Origin of the sequence: Lactobacillus sp. UMNPBX15, from assembly GCF_002553785.1 — a bacterium.
Taxonomy (GTDB): domain Bacteria; phylum Bacillota; class Bacilli; order Lactobacillales; family Lactobacillaceae; genus Lactobacillus; species Lactobacillus crispatus.
On sequence record NZ_PCYV01000098.1, the window covers coordinates 1 to 399 of the forward strand.

General features: G+C 41.1%; 1 protein-coding gene. It reads left to right on the top strand.

Translation table 11 applies throughout. The features are described from left to right. On the top strand, positions 1-399 hold a 399-nt coding region (locus tag CP366_RS10440), incomplete at both ends, for a PTS transporter subunit EIIC (RefSeq protein ID WP_158227349.1).

Here is a 399-nt window from a genome sequence, read left to right on the forward strand (position 1 = left end):
GTGGACAGTGGTTAAAGAAAGTTTTGCCTAGTTACTTGCAAATGATCTTTACCCCATTAATTACTATCCTTGTAGTTTCAACTATCACATTAGTTATTACCGGTCCAATCATTCAAGGAGCCGCAAATGGTATCGCAGTCTTTATTAACTGGCTAGTATCTGCATCTGGCTGGGTTGGCGGCTTAATAATCGGTGCCTTTTATCAGTTATTGGTTATTTTTGGTCTTCACTGGGGCGTTGTGCCACTAGTTGCTCAACAAATTGCCTCAACTGGTCAAAGCTCATTAAACGCAATTATCTGCGCAACAATGGTTTCTCAAGGTGCAGCTGTTCTTGCAGTCGCAATCAAATCAAAGAAAGCAGACATAAAAGAGCTAGGAATTGCAGCAGCTATTTCAG